Consider the following 14693-nt stretch of genomic DNA (forward strand, 5'->3'; position numbering starts at 1 on the left):
TGTGCTGATTGCTTTTGCCGTCGCCATAGCCTGTGTGTCAGGTGTATTTCAGAAAAAGCAGACAGGGGCTCCGGCAGAAGAGGAACAGATTGCTTCAAATGAAGATAAAACACCTAAGGACAAAGAGAAGAGCTACCTTGATGAAGATGCACTAAAGGCCATAACCGATTCAGGAGACAGGGTTAAGAGAGCTCTTGATGAGAGACCGCCTACTGTGGACATTCCGGACGATCAGCTTGCAGAGTATGTGAGCATCGACAGCTGCGTTATTGGTGAAAATGGATCGGTGGAGGTTAAAGCCAAGGCTGAAGCTCTTCCGACTTCAGACGATAAATATTATTATCTTTTTGATGCAGCTACCTATGAGGATGATTTTAATACTGAGGCTGAGCCTATAGCAAAGACCTATAAAGATACAGAAATAGATCTTAGTGCCGGGCTGCACAAGGGTGAAGCAGGATCAAGGCTCTATAGGAAATTCATAGTAGCGGTTAAAAAGAATGATGAATACAAAACGGTTTCACACGCAAGCTATATCACCAATCCTGAGGCTGTTGCGTCCTATAACTACAGTGGAATGCAGCAGAGCTCCAAGAAGGGGCTTTTGGTTGACCCTTCAAGGCTTAATGAAGTGGGAGATCTTGGGGTAAACTATGCGACTTATAATATTCCGCTGAACAGGCTTCTTGCATCCGGTGCTGAGGGCTCTGTAGCTTATACCTACAATGGTGTGACCTATTATTTTAATGGAAGAATACTTCAGGAATATGATTATCTTTTCACCAACCTGAATTCAAAGGGTGTTGATATAGCTGCGATAATCCTCAATGATGTGTCACCTTCAACTTTTCCTGAGGTAACACATCCCAATGCCAGAGGAGGTTCAACTGCACCATATTATATGTTCAATGCCTCGGATGAGAGCGGAGTTAATGCCATAGCGGCTATAGGTTCATTCCTTGCCGGCAGATATTCAGGCTCAGGGCATGGCAGTGTCGCAATGTGGATCATCGGCAACGAGGTCAATGCCAGAAAAGAATGGAATTATATGGCACAGACTGATCTTGCCACTTATACCGCTGCTTACGCCAGAGCATTCAGAGTGTTCTATAATGCGATCAAAAGTACCAATGCCGGAGCACATGTCTACATATCTCTGGACCAGCAGTGGGACAGAAATATGAAGAGCAATCCGGACTACGATGGAAGGGATATGCTCGACACCTTTGCTGCTTCTCTCAGGAGCTACGGTGATATTGGTTGGGGACTTGCGCAGCATCCCTATACTGTGCCGCTTTATGATGTGGATTTCTGGAACGGTCACAAGCTTGTGACTGATTCTGCGGACACATCCTTTATTACCATGAAAAATATAAATGTTCTCACAAATTATATGAACAGTGAGGCGATGCTTTACAATGGAAGCGTCAGATCCATCATATTAAGTGAGGTAGGGTATACTTCTACAAAGGGAGATACTCTTCAGGCGGCAGCAATTGCATATGCGTATAGCAAGGTTGCGGCAAACAGCGATTTACATGCAATAATGTTCTCCAGACAGACGGATGCACCGGAGGAAATCGCTCACGACGGGCTGGCAATGGGACTTTGCACTTCAGGCGGCGGTCATAAATATTCATATGAGGTGTTTAAATATATGGACACCGACAAGCGGGAGGAGTATATTTCTTTTGCAAGAGCTATTGTAGGGGTGAATTTTTAAGATCATGAATTGAGCATAGTACTGGGTGGTGAGTCTATGCTGCTTATATTAATTATTTTTGAGAAAGAGGTTCTATGAGTTCACAATATCTGACTTTATACAAGATGATAGTGCTTTACATGCTTAGAAGGTCAGAAGGGCGTCTTAGTAAGGCACAGATTTACGATTTTATTTTGGAAAAAGAATATACAAATTTTCTTACTCTACAGGAAGTTTTCAGCGAGCTTGCAGATTCAGAGCTTATAACTGAAAAAAGTGAGGGCAACAGAACATACCTTGAGATGACTGATGCCGGTTCTGAGACTCTCGACTTTTTCGGAAACCGTATCAACCCTTCCATCAAGGAGGAGATTGATGAGTTTTTCAAAGAGAACGGACTCAAGATGAGAGATGAGACAGCAATCGGGGCCTTTTATAAAAAGACCGGGGAGAATGAGTACACGGTGTATCTCTCGGCTACTGAGGCAGGAAGCTCTCTGATAGATATCTCAATTCCTGCGTGGACAGAGGAAGCAGCAATTTCAATGTGCGACAGCTGGAAGGAGAAAAACTCCGAGATATACAGATATATCATGACAGAGCTTATGTGATTAATCATATTTTTATTTTACTTTATATAAAGATTATTATTACTGCGAAATAAATGTTATAAAATTGTATTATGAAAACTTTGCGGAATTGCATCATAATTGCATATTTTGCGGTATGTCTGTTTTTTGCCTCTGCCCTTAAAGTGGGTGCAGAGGTTGCTTTAGAGCGGCAATTTCGCATTCTTTTTATTTCTTCTTACGGATTTTCCAACGCCGCGGTTCCAGATCAGCTCGCAGGGTTTGAGGAGGGACTTGGCGGTGTCAATGTAGATATCAGCTACGAATTCATGGACTCGGATAAATATTATGGCGGTCTTGACTTACAGAATTTTGATAAATTTGTAAGATACAAGATTTTTTCAGTGAGAAGCTATGACCTTATTGTTGTTGCTGATGACACGGCGCTTAGATACGCGATAAACAACAGGGCAGAGCTCTTTCCGGATGTTCCGTTGGTGTTTATGGGAGTTAATAATATGACTGAAGCTGTTACGGCTTCAGCTATGAAAAACTCGACAGGTATAGCTGAATCTCCTGACTTTGAGAGTAACTATGCTCTTATGAAGCAGCTGTTTCCGGGAAGGAAGCACCTGAATATTATTGTGGATTCTTCAGTAGCAGGTCAGGGTGATTTTGTCGAGTTTATGAAGTTTAAGGACAATCATCCGGATATACGAAGCACTGTCATAAATACGTCATATTATACTGCAGACGGATTGCAGGAGGTTCTGGAGAGCCTTGGAAAAGATGACATCATTCTATTTTTGGATTTTTCGGTGGACGGTGAGAAAAAGGCATACTCTCTAAAGCATGCATCAGATTTTTTATCCACATATGCCAAAGATATACCGATTTTCAGACTGACTTCTACAGATGTGGGACACGGAGTCTTCGGTGGTATTTCCTATTCATATTATGAAGCAGGAAGGATTGCCGGTGAGTTGTCGGGAAGGATACTTATGGGAGAGTCCGCAGATGACATACCACTTATGTCTTCGAGTGTTTCAACACCTTATTTTGATCAGGAGGCCATGGATAAGTATGGAATAGTCTATTCACAGCTTCCCAAGGGTTCGGTTGTCTTAAATGAACATGAGAATCTTGCCAAGTTTTACCGTGAAAACAAGCTTATCAGCAATCTCAGTCTCATAATTCTGCTCCTTATGGCTGTGATAATTTTTATTTTGAATGCTACAAATTCAAGGAGAAAGAAGATAATAAGAACTGATTTCCTTACTCAGATGCCAAACAGAAAAAAGCTTATGGAGGACATCAATCAGGCCATTTCATCACTTTCACCCTATGGCCTTATTATGCTTGATGTCGATCATTTTAAAAATATCAATGACACTTATGGGCATGGAGTCGGAGATGAGATTATTGTCGGAGTGGGAGAGAGACTAAAACAACTGTCAGGAAAAGAAGTGACCTTTGCAAGGCTTGGAGGAGATGAATTTTGTGGATTCTTCACTTCCACTGAGCCTGATGCGGGAAGGCAAATCTGTGAGGCGATTATAAGCAGCACCAAGTCGCCGTTTAAGACATCAGTTGGAGATATTACAATAACCGTCAGCATAGGATGCGCGACTTATCCTGCGGATTTTGATATTCCAAGCAACCTCATGGAGTGTGCTGACAGTGCACTTTATGCAACAAAAGAAAATGGAAGGAACGGATATACCTTATTTAGTAGCATAGATAAGGCCTGAGCTGTTTCTGCGATAATAACCTGTGACAAACAGCTCCTTTTCAAGATTCTGGTAATTTATAGACTTTGGTTTTAAGAGATAGGATGGAACTATTTTTTCACCATTGTCATAATCCTTTGTGTTGAAGGTGCATTTAAAGTTAAAATCGGAATCTGCTATTAGTTTTTCGTCAGGTGTGTTACCGGATAGTATGGAGAGACAAAGGGCGACAGTTAATACTGCCTCCTGGTCGAGAGCTTTGAAAACTGTCATATCCTGCGTTCCATTTATTATGTTATATATGTTTGCGATATCGGCGTCCTGTCCTGTGAGGACAACGTGGTTCGTACCTTTATAATCTGCCTCAATTGCTCTTGAAGCACCAAGTGCAGTTGAATCATTGGCACACAGCACCGCATCTAATCTTGTTCCCTCAGGATAGTAAGAATTTAATATGATCTGAAGTCGCTGCTGGGCGATATCAGTAGACCATTGAGCAGTAGAGGTCTCATAGAACCCCGACTGTGAGGATAAAATCTTGATCTTATTCATTTCAAGGAAAGGATCAAGAGTATCCATTGCGCCTTTGTAAAAATATCTGGCATTATTGTCTACAGGATCCCCGGAAATAAACTCAATATTGAAAGTTCTGTCGGAATTAACCATGAGAAGAGCGCCGATTATGTAATTGGCCTGAAGAACACCAACCTCGTAGTTGTCAAAGGAAACATAATAATCCACGGCATCTGTTTCCATAATAAGTCTGTCGTAGGCTATAATCCTGACATTGGAGGATCTGGCTTCGGATAAAACCTTGGAGAGAGCAGCACCGTCAACAGCAGCTATTACCAGAATATCTGCTCCGTTAGTTATCATTTTTCTGATGTCATTGATCTGTGTGTCTATCAGATTGTTGGCAAAGCTAAGGATAACTTCGCAGTCGTTTTTCTCAAACTGTTCTTTAAGAAAGGCACCGTCTCTGTTCCAGCGCTCTAAAAGCTCGTCGGGCATGGAAATTCCAATTACGGTCCTGCCATCATCTGAATGATTGTCTGTAACCGTAATTTCTTCTGCTTTGGGCGCATCATTTTTCTTCGCCTGTGGACTGGGCTCACAGCCGGAGAGAAGAAGAGATAATATGATAATTGTTATAAGGCAGATTCTTACCTGTTTTAACATGTCTCTTTGCCAGTGTCCTGTTTTTATATTGATTTGACTTGATAAATTGTCAAAATTTGCTTCTAATATCATCATATATTTAAGGCTGTTATAAAACCACAATTATGACTTATATTTTATGAAAATATCATAAATGCTTAACTGTTTGAGCGCGTGCTGTTTTTGGTGAATGGCAAGAACTTTTGATGGTATTGTATAATGTCTTTTATAAGATATTTTGAAGTTTGGCTGAGCATTAAGTTTTTTTCTACAATCTTATGCTTGACCGGTTTTAGGAGCGCTGATCTATGATTGATGTTTTTGGAACTTTGGGACCTGCCTGCGACGATGAGACAATTTTAAGAGAAATGTTTGGGTCAGGGATGACGGGAATAAGGATAAATCTCTCCCATGTAATGCTGAAAGACTGTATAGACAGTATAGATAAAATTCATAACGCTGCAAAAGCAAATGGGATAATTCCAAAAATCCTGATAGATATGCAGGGACCTGAGTTGCGGATAGGAAGATTCAAAGAAGAAATCCATCTGCAAGAGGGAGCGGAGACAATTCTCGGAGAAGGTGGAATCCCTGTATGCGACGAAGTGATTGAAGAGGCAGAAGAAGGCGACGAAGTCCTTTTGGATGATGGCAAAATACTTGGAGTAGTTACGCACACAAACGGTGGGAATGCTACTTTGAAGATACTTCGAGGAGGCATGCTTATTCAGAGAAAGAGCATACTTGTTAAGAACAAAAATATATGCCTTGAAGCTATGACGAGTGATGATATTGAAAATCTAACACTTGCTGATGAACTTGGAATCACAGGAATCATGCAGCCATTTGTAAGAAGCAGAGAGGACCTTCTTTTTGTAAGGAGAGCCCTTGATGAGCAGGGGCTGAAGAATATAAGGATATATGCAAAGATAGAAAACCTGGAAGGCGTGGATAATCTTGAATCATTCATGGACCTGGCTGATGAGATGATCATAGCCCGCGGAGACTTAGGAAACAGTATGCCGCTGTGGGAGCTGCCATATGTGCAAAAGAAAATTTCGAATATATGTAACGAATATGGAAAACCATTCATGGTTGTAACACAGATGCTTGCGTCCATGGAAAAAAGCGAAGTCCCCACACGAGCAGAGGTCAGCGACATCTACAATGCTGTCCTTGATGGGGCATCCTCTGTTATGGTGACAGGAGAAACTGCAATAGGCAGGAATCCTGTGGAGGTCATCAGGTATCTGCACAATACAGCACGGACAGCTTGCCTGCATAAATAGACTTATAGGCACGAAAATGGTGTTGACAAGGCACTTTGACCTTGTTACAATAGCATTTGTGACTGACACAAGGTCACGGATTGCTGGCATAGCACAGTCGGTAGTGCGTCGCATTGGTAGTGCGGAGGTCACGGGTCCGATTCCCGTTGCCAGCTCGAATTGATAAAAGCCAGTAGATGAGCGAAAAGTAGTTTAAAGTCGCTTGTTTACTGGCTTTTTTAGCGTTAATAAATGATATTTAAAATCACTTTTTAACGCTGAAAAATCATTATTTAACTATAAAAGTTGACACGAAATTATGCTTCCTGAGACGGCTTAAAATTATCCTCAAGATATTTATTCGACAAGTGAGTGTATTTCTTTCTGGAAGAGTCCAAAGTGTTGTCATATACTTTTTTCATGACTGATGAGCTTTTCCATCTTCCAACTTCCTCAATATACTTTGACGGAATCCCTATATCACTTCTAAATGACGCTGCGAAGTGTCTCAGTGAGTGGAAATTATACTAGAGCCCGACTTTTTTTCGCAACCTGTCATATCTGTGTGAGATTATTGTGGGATTGGGTTTAAATATATAACCATCTGTAACAGGGAGTGAATCTATAACAAATTTAGGAAGTCCTACTGTCCCAGATTCTCCATTTTTGGTAAATGGCTTATATATCCATTCTGAACCGTTCCAAACAATGTCAGCGTGGACGGATATGGATGAAGTTGCAAAAGCCGTAAACGGCTCCCTGAAGCAGTCACCAACAGGACAATTGCTAAACTCAGTATTATACAGACTCAGCAAGCAGGCATCAGCTGACACCATGCTCCATAATGCTGCAAGGGACGGAGCAGAATTTGCTTGGGTGCCTGTTGGAGATACATGCGCATTTTGTATCACACTTGCTTCCAGAGGATGGCAAAGAGCCACGGCCAGCCTTTTAAATACGCACGCTGAGCATATACACGCCCATTGTGATTGCACTTTTGCAGTACGTCATGATAAAAATAGCAAGGTCGGTGGCTATGATCCAGATAAATACCTGGAAATGTATAACAGTGCTGATGGGACAAGTCCTAAAGATAAGATAAATTCATTACGCAGGATAAAGTACCAAGAAAATAAGGACAGGATAAATGCTCAGAAAAGAGAAGCATATGCCAGAAAAAACATTAATAATAGGTCAATATTAGCAATTGAAAAGAAAAATGAAAGACCAAACCAATTGACTAATGATGTGGGTACTAGTAACATTGAATATGAGAAGGACATACTTGTTCCGGGAAGTGCTGGAGCAAAGCATAAAGATACAATTGTCGATTTGCCTGATGGTACAAAATCAAGACTTACACCGCATACACATATAGAGAATGTTCAGATTATAGCTGGCAAAGGCAGGGAAAGACAAATCGAGAAGGTTGATGTGCTGGCTTATAAATACCCTGAAACTGCTGATTCACCATACGAATGGCAGAAATTAAAAGGAATGGGTTATGTTGATTACAATGAGGACAGTTATAGAGCTGACCTACATTGGTATAGACATCCAAAGACTGGCAATGTTGATTATAAAGTAAAACCTGATCAAGGTGGTAATTGGTTCTATGAAGATTAATGATATAGTCAAAGTGAAATATATCGGAGAGGACGATCCTGTAAAATTACGTACAGGTAAAATCTATGAGGCTAGAGTTTTGAAAAAGAACTGGTTTGGCATTGTGGATGAAATGGAGGATGGGGAATATGCATATCCCCCTGAAGCATTTGAAATAGTTAAAGAATAAGCACTTACAGCAAATAACTGTAGGTGCTTTTTATTGGCAAAAACGGAGATAAACAATGAGAAGAGGAAGCACACCGATTCACGTTTTTAGCGTGAACAGAGACTTAAGAGAAGCGCAGGTGTTCCTGACGTATAAGCAGGGCGATGATGTTATAGTCACCAAGACAAATGAAGACATGGAAATATCTGAGGATGGTATTTATCAGTTTATCAAAATTATAAAGGGTTAGGAATTAACCTTGCAATTGAAAATAAAGTTAATTCTACTGACGAAACCGCCTATAAGATAGTAATTGATAGAGTTGTGTTTACTGTTGCAATAAAGAAATTATATGTTTTGCATTGAGATAGTCTTTTTGGTTTTTCTATGGGAAAATGTTTGGAGCAATAAAACATGAAATACGATATAATAATTATAGATAGTTAGAGACTAGAAGAATGCAAAAGGAGAAGTGGTTCAATGGCAGGGCAGAAAACAAATCTAAATGCTAGGGCTATGTCTTATGCAGAGGCATATACTGAGCTGATAAAATATGTTTCTGAAAAAAATGAAGTATCTGTCGATAGTCTGGTTAAGATATTTAGGGATGCAGGTATAGAGAGCAAATATGCTGAATTATATAATATAAATAATAATGCATCTACAAGTAGTCAATATAAGATTTTAAAGGAGTTAATCGACGATGCAATTCATTGATACATCTAAGAATTCAATGATAAAACTATATCATGGCTCGCCGTGTCAGAATATAACGAAGTTTAATATAGATTATTCTAGAAATGAGCTTGATTTCGGGAAGGGAATATATTTCACTACTGATGAAGAACAGGCTAAACAGTGGTCTTTAAAAGGAAATGTCGGTTCAGGAGCTGTTTATGAAATATCAATAAATCCAAGTTTGATGAATATCAAAAGATATACAACATATTCTGATGAATTCATTGAAACTTTTTGTCTTTGCAGAGTAGGATTAGAAGATACAATACCGGATCTATGTAAATACGATGCGATTTATGGTTATATGCTGGATCATGACAGCAGCAGGATAATCAAATATACGAATGATTATGTAATGGGAATAGCAGATGCCGCAACTGTCAGAGCAAATTTGAGATTGTTTGATCACAGAAATCAGTTTTGTATTAAGAAACAAGAATTATTGGATTCATTGAAAATACACAGGATTATGTTTACAAAACGTATTCCTAACTCAAGGGAAATAAAGTATACAAAAATAGTGAAAGGAGAGTAAGAGAATGGGCAAGTTCACAGAAAGAGAAAATGCAATTATGGAAAAACTCAGTATTATGATAGATATAATGATGGCAATTACCGATTACTCTTATTCTGATTGCTATGATATTATAACGAATACTCGCACATACCAGCTGATGGTTGATGGAGATGTCAGTGCATTACATGATAGCCCACAGGCCAGTTTGGTCGAGGTTGGTAAAGATATACGAGAGTCTGGGAATGCTATAGGAAATAGTATTACTTCTGAAAACATAAAAAAGTACATTTCAGAGGTAAGGAGTCTAAATAAAGAACTTGCTAAGATTTGAGAGATAGTTAGTTTGGAAGTGGTCTGTAAAGTGGTCTTTTTTATAAAAGAGAGCACCGAAATTCTACGCTCCGCTTCGGTCGGCGCTGAGCAATCGTCTCCTAGACGATTAGCGCCCTCCTTTCCATGCGGGTTTTCGTAACTGGCTATTATCCGATTCCCGTTGCCAGCTCGAAAGTAAAGAAACCTCAAAGTCGGTTAATAATCGGTTTTGAGGTTTTTTGTATTTGTTGCACAAGACCGGCAAGCGAATGGATGCTTGCATACAAATTCATTTGCCGGTTGTAAGAACATGGAGCACGAAGTGCGGAATGTTCGTGTGCGAAATCGAGTAGGAGTCAGCCTACTCGATTTAGATTCCTGTTCTGAGCTTCATTAAGTCGTTAACTAAAGAAATTTAATCATTTATTAATTCCAAATTTATTACAGTTTTATATTGATAATTCATAATGGTAGCAGGATACTACGCATTTTGCGTAATAATGCCATGCATTTAAAGGAGGTTCTTTTTATGAAGAGAAGTATTAAAGCACTATTGTCACTTGTACTTGCGGCTGTAATTGCTATCAGCTCAAACCCGATTAATAGCGTGGCAGCTAAAAAAGCCAGTCCTGTTACCATATCGAGCTCAGGCTATATAAAGGCTGTTTATGCACGCGGTGAGGGCTGGAAAAAGTCATGGTATTCCATCACGACACGCAAGATAAAGGATGTTGATGATGGTTACGACGTTTTTGATGTCAGGATTGTCATAAACAGACCTGCATTTTCGAGGGAGGATGTAGTTAATACTGTTCTGGATATGAACAGATGGCGTACACGTAGTATGCGTGACTTCTATCCTGTGATTATTGCTCGAAATGGCGGAGAGTATGAGAGAGGCATAAGAATGAGAAAATATACCCTCGATAGAGAGAACAGCTCAGGTACCATTACTTACAAGGGAAAGCGCGGGAGAACAACATATAGCCTTAAGGTCAGAAGCCATGCAGAGTATACTTTCAGAGCGTATGTTAAGGACGGTAAGAAAAATGTATATGTTGGCCTGGCAGGTCTTAGAGCCGGACAGATAGGAGATTCAACCTATAACCGCTTAAGTGAAGGAGAAATCGGCTACTTTAAAGCAGGCTATGGCAGCTCAAAGAGTGGATACATCTGTGCAGTAAGAATTTCATGATAGAAATTGTGCAGGCATAAATTTATAAGATAAATATTAGGAAAGGGGCTTTCACATTAGATGATTTAAACATCTAAAGTGAAAGCTCCTTCTTTATGTTTGCAAGCATTTTCAAATGCACCCCTTGGGGCTGGGCGTTATTCTATGAAATTAATACAGACTATTGATGTAATCAGTCAGTTTTCGTCTGTCATAAAAATTGTCTAAATTTGCAATGGGGTAATCAGGTTCGGCTCCGCGGTCTATGTCATAGAAGCTTCCGTTTTTTACAAATGACAGCTGATAATGGCCTGAGAGCTGGAATATTGTTCCACTTGCGCTTGTCATAGGGAGAACGCTGCAGGTTCCGCCGCCTGAAGTCTGGCCAAGGATAGTGACCTTGTGACTGTTCTTAAATACGCTGGGGACAAGATTACCTGCTGAAAAGCTTATGGGAGATTCAAGGCAGTAGAGGTTATATTTTTCCAGCGAATCTTTTTCATCAAAAATGTGATCAAGATTGGAATCTACGTAATAATAATCAGATGTAAGCGCATCAGTTAAAACATTTTTAATGGAAAATGAACCCTCCTCAAGAAACATTCCTATCACGAAGGCTGCTGATTGAACAGAACCTCCGGTATTAAGAGACATATCAAGCACTACATTTTTTACGGGACTTCCGGGCCTTGTGATCTGCTTAAAAGAATATAGCATGATGCCGATCGTATCGGTTACATCCTCGGTCGGAGGATAGCTGTAATAATCTTCTTCCATAACAGTGAAATCATCAAATGTTATGTAGGCTGTGTTGCCTATTTCTTCATAAGAGGGAGGCGCTTCATCATAATATTTACTGCGTGTATAATAGAGAAGTTCCATATAATTATCGAATGCTTTGGAGGAACTTCCTTTTTGTATATCGAAGTCATCACCTACATCACTGTAGCAGGAGTAACCTAAAAAATCGCTGTGGAGATCATCCAGATGAGTATTAACTAATTCAAGGATTGCATTGTCTATTGCAATGGGATCGGTACTTAGCAGAGAATCTTTTAATCCCGTATTTTCAAAAAACGAGTCAAAATCACGTATACCATGCAATGCAGTAAGCCCATACATATTATCAAGCATGAGGCAGAGCTCGTTATAGGAAAAGGTCGAAAGCTCTTTGGGAATTTCTCCCGTGGGTACACTGTAATAAAGATTACCGATATCAGTTAATTCGCCATTTTCATTTATCAAAGAATCGTATTCTAACAGTATTGCAGATTCGCCGTTAAAAAGAAGATTAAAGTATCTGTCTGCAAACAGAAAATCACTTACGGTAGCAAGAGGAATAAATAATCCATTATCAGTTTTGATGATGTCTATATCATATCCCCCAAGAGGAAGAGTAATCTCGTCGCCATATCTTTGATAGGAGTGGTCGGAATGTAAAAAAAGGTTATCAACTGATTCCTCATTATTTTCATCCGGAATCTGTATCATATCTATGAGTCTTACTGAACCGGGATTAAGCATAAAAGCATCATAATCAAGAAAAGTTATGGTATCGTTTTCAGAATTGGCAGTCATGGTATAGCCGGTTTCTCGTGTAAGAGTGGCGGTATTGCCGCTTTCTGAGTATTCAACGCCGTATGAGGAAGGAAAGCCGCTGTAATCGCCTACAAGATTCAGTAATCTCGCAGTTTCTTCCATTGAAATATATGGAACTGAATGTGATTTGTCAAAAAAGGAAAGCTCGATAACTTCTTCAGAAGAAACGTCGAAAACATATAAGGGGTATTCAGAGGAGTATTCATTGGCAGTTTTATAGGCCGGCTCTTCCTGCTGTGCTTCTTCGGATGCATCTGTATTATCATCTGTTTCCTGAGATACCTGTTCGTCATAAGATTCGGAATAGTCCGGAGTTTCTTCGGCGGCTACAGGTTTACAGCTTATTATGGATGAGGTGCAAATGGTAACTGCTATTAAGGCACTGATTGTTCTCTTTTTCATATTATCCCTTTCCAAACCTGGTATTAGACATAACTCTATTTTGGAATTGTATCTATAAGATATTATGAAATAGTATGGGTGAAATGACGATAAAAAAATCATTAAAAAATGCTAAAATGATTATCTGATCCACTTTGCCCCATTTATGAAAAATGGAACTGTGGAAACAGATATTGAACGTATGCTATAATTTAATTCGCAGTTTAAATGCATTTGAATTATTATAAGCGGCAGATATATCTGCCGCTTACGATAGAAATAGATGAGGAGCTGTAATCATACAAATTTGGGGAGTCTTGCATGACATTTGAAGTTACTACTTTGATTTTTCTTGTGGCAACATTGATTGCGTTTTATATATCCGCACCTAAATACAGAGTGTTTGTGCTTACCTGTGCAAGCTTTGGATACATCTTATTACTTAGCAGACTGGCATTTGTTATAATGTTGGTGGTAGCGGTATTTTCCTATGTTACGGGATATTTGATTCGCATATTAAATCCCAAAAGACCGGTAATCTCGAGGGCTCTGTGTATTCTGGGTGTCCTTGTATGTGTTTCATCACTTACGATTTTGAAGCTTGGAGAAGTCTTGAGGAGCAGAGATCATCTGCCTTCATTTTTGTCATGGGCAATCCTTCCTATCGGCTTTTCGTATTATATTTTCCAATCAATCAGTTTTCTTGTAGATGTTAATAAGGGAAAGGCGGAGCATTTTCCATCCTTTTTTGACTTTTTGTTATATCAGTCCTTTTATGCGAAGTTCATAAGCGGACCTATAGAGAGAGCTGAAAACTTCTTTTCTCAAAAGGAGACTGTTAGATCATTTAAGTTTTTCAATGAAGAAAACTTAAACAGAAGCTTTGCATATATTCTTTATGGTTTTTGTCTAAAGCTTGTGCTTGCTAACAGATTTGCCCAGTATACAGCGGTACTTTTGGAGAATCCGGATTTTCATTCAGCAAAAGCACTTCTTGCGGGGAGTCTTATGTATACACTTCAGATATATACGGATTTTGCCGGTTATTCTTCCATAGCTATAGGTATTGCACTTCTGTTTGGAATTAAGCTCACTCAGAATTTCAAAGCGCCTTACACTGCAAAGAGTATGTCGGATTTTTGGAGAAGATGGCACATTTCGCTCAGCAACTGGTTAAAAGACTATATTTATATTCCGCTTGGAGGAAACAGAAAAGGCGCATTCAGAAAACAACTGAATACAGTGATCGTATTTTTGGTCTGCGGTCTGTGGCATGGAAACGGGCTTAACTTTGTGGCATGGGGACTTATGCACGGTGCACTTTCCGTAGTGGATAACATTCTTGAAAAACTGCATGTTTTTGACGTGAAGATCATGCAGATAGTAAGACGGATTCTGGTATTTATAAGCGTCTCTGTTGCATGGATACTGTTTGGTTCTGACAGTCTTAGCAGAGGTATAAGATATATTAGAAACATGTTTTTGGGAAGCGGAATCAGCATGACATTTGCCGAGGAGATGGAGTTTCTTGAGATGAGCAGTTATCAGCTGTGGATTATGATAATTGGCATTCTGGTATTGGTAGTAATGGATGTGACATCCTCTGTTAAGAAAAAAGACTTTCCGGAGCTTTTAATGGAGATGGCACTTCCTGCAAGGCTTACGGTTTTCTTTATTTTGCTGGTACTTCTTCTGGTTTACGGAGTGTACGGACCGTCAGAACAGGTTATTGGATTTATGTACATGGACTTCTGATATAAGTTTTATTTAC

At 39.6% G+C, this 14693-nt stretch carries 14 protein-coding genes and 1 tRNA gene; 13 read left to right on the forward strand and 2 right to left on the reverse strand.

Annotated features, from left to right (window positions below; translation table 11 throughout):
- The first annotated feature begins 1 nt into the window (after position 1).
- The 3 genes from ACHCNF_RS14295 to ACHCNF_RS14305 all read left to right on the forward strand — a co-directional run bounded on the left by ACHCNF_RS14295 (position 2) and on the right by ACHCNF_RS14305 (position 4022).
- Positions 2-1723 carry a DUF5722 domain-containing protein gene (locus tag ACHCNF_RS14295; RefSeq protein ID WP_408070420.1) on the forward strand — a complete coding sequence of 574 codons (1722 nt, stop codon included), beginning with the start codon at positions 2-4 and terminating at the stop codon, positions 1721-1723.
- Between the two features lie 74 nt (positions 1724-1797).
- Entirely contained in the window at positions 1798-2313 is a 516-nt protein-coding gene (locus tag ACHCNF_RS14300) for a DUF4364 family protein (RefSeq protein ID WP_408070421.1), read from the forward strand.
- Between the two features lie 71 nt (positions 2314-2384).
- A complete protein-coding gene (locus ACHCNF_RS14305) occupies positions 2385-4022 on the forward strand; it encodes an ABC transporter substrate binding protein (protein WP_408070422.1) in 1638 nt (545 codons plus the stop codon).
- Here the strand turns inward: ACHCNF_RS14305 and ACHCNF_RS14310 are convergent.
- Positions 3996-5180, reverse strand: a complete 1185-nt coding sequence (locus ACHCNF_RS14310) for a substrate-binding domain-containing protein (RefSeq protein ID WP_408070423.1) — start codon at positions 5178-5180, stop codon at positions 3996-3998. The two genes, ACHCNF_RS14305 and ACHCNF_RS14310, sit on opposite strands and share 27 nt — an antisense overlap.
- 287 nt (positions 5181-5467) lie before the next feature.
- Between ACHCNF_RS14310 and ACHCNF_RS14315 the strand changes: the two genes are divergently transcribed.
- The 9 genes from ACHCNF_RS14315 (at position 5468) to ACHCNF_RS14355 (ending at position 10963) form a co-directional block, all read left to right on the forward strand.
- Positions 5468-6448 (forward strand): pyruvate kinase, encoded by a 981-nt coding sequence (locus ACHCNF_RS14315; protein WP_408070424.1) that lies wholly within the window; start codon positions 5468-5470, stop codon positions 6446-6448.
- A gap of 82 nt (positions 6449-6530) precedes the next feature.
- Positions 6531-6603 (forward strand) — tRNA-Thr (locus ACHCNF_RS14320).
- 550 nt (positions 6604-7153) lie between these two features.
- Positions 7154-8053, forward strand: a complete 900-nt coding sequence (locus ACHCNF_RS14325) for a VG15 protein (RefSeq protein WP_408070425.1) — start codon at positions 7154-7156, stop codon at positions 8051-8053.
- Positions 8043-8222, forward strand: coding sequence for a hypothetical protein (locus ACHCNF_RS14330; RefSeq protein WP_408070426.1), 180 nt, complete (start codon positions 8043-8045; stop codon positions 8220-8222). Before ACHCNF_RS14325 ends, ACHCNF_RS14330 begins: the two co-directional genes overlap by 11 nt.
- A 55-nt stretch (positions 8223-8277) precedes the next feature.
- Positions 8278-8451, forward strand: coding sequence for a hypothetical protein (locus tag ACHCNF_RS14335; RefSeq protein ID WP_408070427.1), 174 nt, complete (start codon positions 8278-8280; stop codon positions 8449-8451).
- A gap of 230 nt (positions 8452-8681) precedes the next feature.
- On the forward strand, positions 8682-8918 hold the full coding sequence (locus ACHCNF_RS14340; RefSeq protein WP_408070428.1) for a hypothetical protein: 237 nt from the start codon (positions 8682-8684) through the stop codon (positions 8916-8918).
- Complete coding sequence (locus ACHCNF_RS14345) at positions 8905-9474, forward strand: DUF3990 domain-containing protein (protein WP_026523461.1); 570 nt, start codon at positions 8905-8907, stop codon at positions 9472-9474. Before ACHCNF_RS14340 ends, ACHCNF_RS14345 begins: the two co-directional genes overlap by 14 nt.
- Before the next feature lie 4 nt (positions 9475-9478).
- Positions 9479-9787, forward strand: a complete 309-nt coding sequence (locus ACHCNF_RS14350) for a hypothetical protein (RefSeq protein ID WP_026523462.1) — start codon at positions 9479-9481, stop codon at positions 9785-9787.
- A 510-nt stretch (positions 9788-10297) separates the two neighbouring features.
- On the forward strand, positions 10298-10963 hold the full coding sequence (locus tag ACHCNF_RS14355) for a hypothetical protein (RefSeq protein WP_408070429.1): 666 nt from the start codon (positions 10298-10300) through the stop codon (positions 10961-10963).
- 150 nt (positions 10964-11113) lie between these two features.
- On the opposite strand, the gene ACHCNF_RS14360 is transcribed toward ACHCNF_RS14355, so the two are convergent.
- Positions 11114-12943, reverse strand: a complete 1830-nt coding sequence (locus tag ACHCNF_RS14360; RefSeq protein ID WP_408070430.1) for a S41 family peptidase — start codon at positions 12941-12943, stop codon at positions 11114-11116.
- A 300-nt stretch (positions 12944-13243) separates the two neighbouring features.
- On the opposite strand from ACHCNF_RS14360, the gene ACHCNF_RS14365 reads away from it, so the two are divergent.
- Positions 13244-14677, forward strand: coding sequence for an MBOAT family O-acyltransferase (locus ACHCNF_RS14365; RefSeq protein WP_408070431.1), 1434 nt, complete (start codon positions 13244-13246; stop codon positions 14675-14677).
- The last annotated feature ends 16 nt before the right edge of the window (positions 14678-14693 follow it).

The organism is Butyrivibrio sp. NATIVEDY162 (assembly GCF_045999815.1).
Taxonomy (GTDB): domain Bacteria; phylum Bacillota; class Clostridia; order Lachnospirales; family Lachnospiraceae; genus Butyrivibrio.